The 4991-nt window shown below is 55.9% G+C and carries 5 protein-coding genes; all 5 read right to left on the bottom strand.

Features of this window, described 5'->3' with window-relative positions:
* On the bottom strand, window positions 1-524 hold a 524-nt coding region (gene ispE / locus NZ823_11805), incomplete at its 3' end, for a 4-(cytidine 5'-diphospho)-2-C-methyl-D-erythritol kinase (protein MCS6805807.1).
* 72 nt (window positions 525-596) lie between these two features.
* Complete coding sequence (locus NZ823_11800; GenBank protein MCS6805806.1) at window positions 597-1148, bottom strand: CAP domain-containing protein; 552 nt, start codon at window positions 1146-1148, stop codon at window positions 597-599.
* A gap of 101 nt (window positions 1149-1249) precedes the next feature.
* Window positions 1250-3304 (bottom strand): tetratricopeptide repeat protein, encoded by a 2055-nt coding sequence (locus NZ823_11795; GenBank protein MCS6805805.1) that lies wholly within the window; start codon window positions 3302-3304, stop codon window positions 1250-1252.
* Window positions 3305-3321: 17 nt separating this feature from the next.
* Window positions 3322-3840: a hypothetical protein gene (locus NZ823_11790; protein MCS6805804.1), complete on the bottom strand. Its 519-nt coding sequence runs from the start codon at window positions 3838-3840 to the stop codon at window positions 3322-3324.
* Window positions 3841-4452, bottom strand: a complete 612-nt coding sequence (locus tag NZ823_11785; GenBank protein MCS6805803.1) for a type II secretion system protein GspG — start codon at window positions 4450-4452, stop codon at window positions 3841-3843.
* Window positions 4453-4991: the final 539 nt, after the last annotated feature.

Genomic DNA, 4991 nt, shown 5'->3' with positions numbered 1-4991 from the left:
GCCACATGAACCGTCGGGACAACCACCAGCATGTACGGGCAGATGTAATCGGGCAAGGGGTAAACCTCGGCCCCGCGCCCCACGCCAAGGACTGTGCCGCCATACAAGAAACAGGGTACATCCGACCCAAGCGTCGCTGCCAATTCAATCAACTCGCCGGCGCCAAGGCGTACCTGCCATAGGCGCTGCAGAGCCAGCAACGTGATCGCCGCATTGCTACTGCCGCCGCCCAGCCCCGCGCCCATAGGAATTCGCTTGTTGATATGCACGCGGACGCCAGCCGTGATCCCTTTGCGCCGCTGCAAAAGCTCAGCCGCTCGATAGACCAGATTAGTTCCATCCAGCGGGAGGGTCGGTTCACTGGCGCTGATCTGGATGCCGCTACTGGTTCGTTCAAACCATAGCTCATCATGCAGGTCAATCGTCTGAAGAACAGTGCGTAGCTCGTGATACCCGTCAGGACGCAGACCTAACACCTCAAGAACCCAGTTGATCTTGGCATAAGAACGACACCGCAGGTTCATCAGATCAAAGCCTTACGTCATCCACAAGGTTGCTGAGGTTCGGCTTGGCATAAGACCGACAGCACAGCTTCATCAACGATCAGTGAACACCTGGGTGAAGTAGAAAACCCCATCAGCAGCTCGCGCCACCCCAATGCCGGTATATTTGAAGCGAGGATTGACGATGTTGCTCCGATGCCCGGAACTATTCATCCAGAGCTGAACCATTCGCTCGACAAGGTCACGGCCAGGCGGAAGCGAGCCCACATTTTCGGCGATTTCGCGGGCGCTTCTCACACCAGCCAGACGGAGGCGCTCTATCAAACGATACCCGTCAGGGTTGATGTGGCTCACGTAGCGGCGCTCAGCCATATCTTGACTGTGTGCCCGCGCCGCTTCGTCAAGCCGATCATGCCGTTGCAGAGGATGGAGTCCTAACGCTTGACGCTGCCGATTCACCTGCTCGAACACCTGCTGCTCGATCTGTTCAATATCTTGGCCCGTGCTGTCGGAGCCAGGCCTGGAGCTGACAATAGAAACACACACCGCTGACAACAATAAGCCAGCCGCGAGCCACCGGCACGCCTGATGTAGGAGAGCGAGCCGGCGCGTGCATCTACGTTGACTGACGATGCCACTGTTCATGTCATGTCACTTGATGAGCCGGCCAGGTGATTTGATTCCACGGGCACACGCTCGTTTACATAATCAGCCAATAATTCAACAAAGCTGAAGACCATCCTCAACTATTTTGCATGGTCGCCCTGCGATTGCAGCTTCTTCCGAATGCGCTCGCGTTCGGCTTGTTGGCGGGCGAAACGGAGCGCCTGCTCATAGGCTTGGCGGGCGCGATCCGGTTGACCTTTTTTCATGAAGACATCACCCAGATGCTCATGAATTGTGCTGTCGCGCGGCTCGAATCGCAGGGCTTGTTCCAGGTACATCTGCGCTTCCTCGAGGCGACCCTTTTGAAAGTAAGCCCAGCCGAGGCTATCCAGGTACGCGCCGTTTGTTGGATCAATGTTGACGGCTCGTTGAATGAGGGCGAGCGCTTCATCCAATCGTTCGCCACGTTCAACTAAGTAGTAGCCGAGATTATTCAAAGCGACTTGATTTTCTGGATCACGTTCCAGAATCGCACGCAACGTCGCTTCAGCATCAACCGGTTTGCCGAGTTTCTCCTGAACCATGCTCAACTGAATCAACAAGGCGGTATTGCGCGGGTCGCGGCGCAATCCCTCTTCCAGAACGGCTTTGGCTTCTTGATACCGTTCCGCATCGCTAATGATGCTCGCTTTGACAGAGAGCACGGCCAAATCGTCAAGCGAATTACTCAGCAGTCCATCCAACAACTTGATCGCCTGATCAACACGCCCCATGCGCGCCAGAGCCTGCGCTTGCACCAATCGAAATTCTCGTTTGTCTTCAAACTGCTTAGCCAACGCCTCTGCCTTGTCAACGACTTCCTGGTATTGCTCTTCCTCCAGCAGCGTATCCAAGATGAGCAAGTCAGCCTGTGGATTGTCTGCTCCAAGGATCGTCCGCATGCGCTCGAACGCGCGGATGGCGTCGGCCTGCCGGCCAGCACGTCGGTAAGCAAGACCGATTCTAGCCAGCGTATCTTCGGCAATCTGAAGGTAGTTCTTCGACACCGTTCCATCGGGATTGAGGATCACATCCAAAATGTTCCGATAAACGGCGACTGCTTCATCAACTTGGTGCGTTTCTTCATAGATGGAAGCGAGCATCTGCTGAAAATCAAGACTCTCCGTTACGTCAATATCGTTGAGCGCGTCTTTCAACAATCGAATTGCTTCGGACCGCCGGCCCGAACGCCGCAGCGCCTGTGCCATATACCACAACGCCTCCAGATTGGTGGCGCGCTTCTTCAACTGGCTCTGCAGGATGCTCATCGCTTCTTCGTACTGACCGGCTGCGATCAGCGCGCCGGCGTAGTTGACTTCCAGATCATCATCGTTCGGCGTCCGCTGACGCGCCTCTTGATAAATCCGCAGCGCATCGGCTGTGTATCCCTGGGCCAGCAGCGACTGAGCAAACAACACAGCGATCTCCGGGATTGGTTGTAACTCGTATGCGCGAGCGTAATTCTCCGCAGCCAGACGGTACTTGCGCTGCGCGTGATAATGACGCCCCAGCTCAAAAAACGCCCGGTCGGCCATCGGATCATTGCTGGTCCAGCGAGTCAGCGCGTTGACGAATTCGTTTTGCTGGCCGGTCAAACGGTATAGCTCAGCCAGGGATTGCCAGGCCTCCGTATCCGTGTCGTCAACCTCCACCACCTGGCGGAACTCAGCGATGCTCAGTTTTGCTTTGTCTTGGTCGCCGCTGGATTGAGCTTCATCCAGGTAAATCCGTCCGAGCAATTTGTGAGCGCCAGCGTGCTTGGGGTTAAGCGCGAGAGCCAATTGAGCTTCACGGCGAGCTTCATTCGTGTTGCGCAATCCATAATGAATTTCGCCCAGCGTGACGTGCGGTTCCGGCGCGGTTGGGTCCAGCGACACCACCTGCTTCAGCAACTCGATGGCCTTATACATATTGCCTCGAGTCGCTTCTTGAATGGCCTTGGGATATAACAAATAGGCCTGCACGCGGCGCGTTCTGAGTTGTTCTACTGATGGGGACTCCCCGGTGGACGATGGCAGCGATGGTGTGGCTTGAGTCTGGCTGGATTTTTCGGTCTGCGATGGCTTCGTTGGCGATTGACCAGGAACCGTGACGCTTGATGCGATGAGACCAATCAACACCAACCACACTCTACAACCGAGACGTTGTCTATTCATCAGGCATTCCTTTTGATTCATGTTTGTTCACCCTGATCGGGTTCTTCATACACATAACGACTGAAGTCTTCAACAGTGCGCTCCCACGCGGAGCGTCGAGGCATATTCACAACGATCAAGAGCGCGCTGACGGCGCCCAGGCGCCACATTGGCTCGAACGATTTAGTCAACACACTGAGAACCAAGCCAAGGAGGCCAACCACATCGCTCAGCGCAAGGAGTATGATCGTTTTCGAGGTCAATTCATCTACCAGTTGTTTGAGCCCCCGCGACTCGACGACACGCCAGAGCCGCGACGAACTGAAGAAAGCGCGCCGTGCCAGTATGACGCCGATACTGACAACGGCGGCCACGCCGTAGAATGTGCGCACCAGTGTATGCTGTTGCCAAGGCCGCGCCGGTTCGACCGGGCTGGACAGCAACACCAAGTAAGCTGCAAACACATAGAAGAGGATACTCGCCAGGACGCTCAGGGTAATCAGCCGCACGGTGCGAAACCGCACAGAGAGGTGAGTTGTCAAATCAGGGCTTATCATCTACTCTGTCGTGGGCACGCGCAGGTGGCCGTTTTCTAAGCGAAGGTCATCAGCGGTAGCAAGCTGTCCATCAGCGCCGAGCGAGACAACCTGGTAACCGTTGGGTGTCGGCTGATACACATAGGCGCGATGCCAATAATCTTCTCGAATGATCCGACCAAGATACTGCGGCACCAGCATGTCAACGAGCGCCGCAAAATTGGCAGCGGCAGGATACCGGTGATGATCACGATGATAGGCAGCCATCGCTTGGGCCAGCACGCGCAGATCAGCGCTGGTCCGTCTGATCTTTTCATGTGTGATTGCTGCCGTGATGAATTCGATGCTGTCCCATTGGCGGTCGCCCAGCCGAACACGCACAACAGCCCACTGGCCATTTTGGTGAGCCAATTCAAATCCCGTTTGGACCAATGCTTCGACAACGGCTCGTCCGCCCAAGCCGGTATTGATGCGGCGAATATGAATGTGTTCAGGGTCCAGGTTCAAGTCGCCTACGTTAGCAATCAGGCGGCGAGCCTGCCTGCTGCTCAGGGCATTGTCAGCCCAGACGCCGCCAGCAAATGCAACCAGCGCGACCACCAGCATAATCAGGATAGTTCGGCCTCTCAACATCTCATTCACGCACAAAATGGTAACAAAGCGCCATCCGTTTGCAAAGGGAATGATGCCGCAAACGGCAATTCCCCTGTATGCAGGGGTTCGACAACCTCTCGTTGATATTTGCAAAGGAAACGATGCGGCGAGGGAACGGCTTCAACGCCTTGGTGGATGGACAAAAGTTCTGGGGCATTTGGGGGAGGCGGGAGGTTTTGGAGTCGGTGCCGTGTCACCGCTTTCCGGCCAAAGCTGCGACAAGCCGCAGCACTCCAAAAACGCCCCGAACTTTTGTCACGTTACTTTGCAGCGCAAATGGACGATAACACCACTCGCTTGGCGAGCCTGCGTGCCATGAGCCGGGCCTCTGTAGCAACTGCTACAGCCTTCGTTGTCCATTGAAAACGGAGGCTGGGGGGAGCCGTCTTCAGCCGAAGTTGTTCAGACCGTCTGCGTCACTTTTCGTAGCGAACGGGGCTGGTCTGGCGACAATCCTTTCGCTTGGGCCAGCAACGCAGCAAACATCTGGCCGGGGATGATGTAAGGAATCGGCGAGA

It is taken from the genome of Blastocatellia bacterium, assembly GCA_025054955.1.
In the GTDB taxonomy this organism is placed as follows: Bacteria; Acidobacteriota; Blastocatellia; order HR10; family J050; genus JANWZE01.
Note: the sequence above shows the minus strand (reverse complement) of the source record. Positions and strands in the feature narration are given on the sequence as shown.

Coding starts and splice junctions, on each gene's coding strand:
- NZ823_11800 (MCS6805806.1), bottom strand. CDS start 1,148: ATGAACAGTGGCATCGTCAGTCAACGTAGATGCACGCGCCGGCTCGCT.
- NZ823_11795 (MCS6805805.1), bottom strand. CDS start 3,304: ATGAATAGACAACGTCTCGGTTGTAGAGTGTGGTTGGTGTTGATTGGT.
- NZ823_11790 (MCS6805804.1), bottom strand. CDS start 3,840: ATGATAAGCCCTGATTTGACAACTCACCTCTCTGTGCGGTTTCGCACC.
- NZ823_11785 (MCS6805803.1), bottom strand. CDS start 4,452: ATGTTGAGAGGCCGAACTATCCTGATTATGCTGGTGGTCGCGCTGGTT.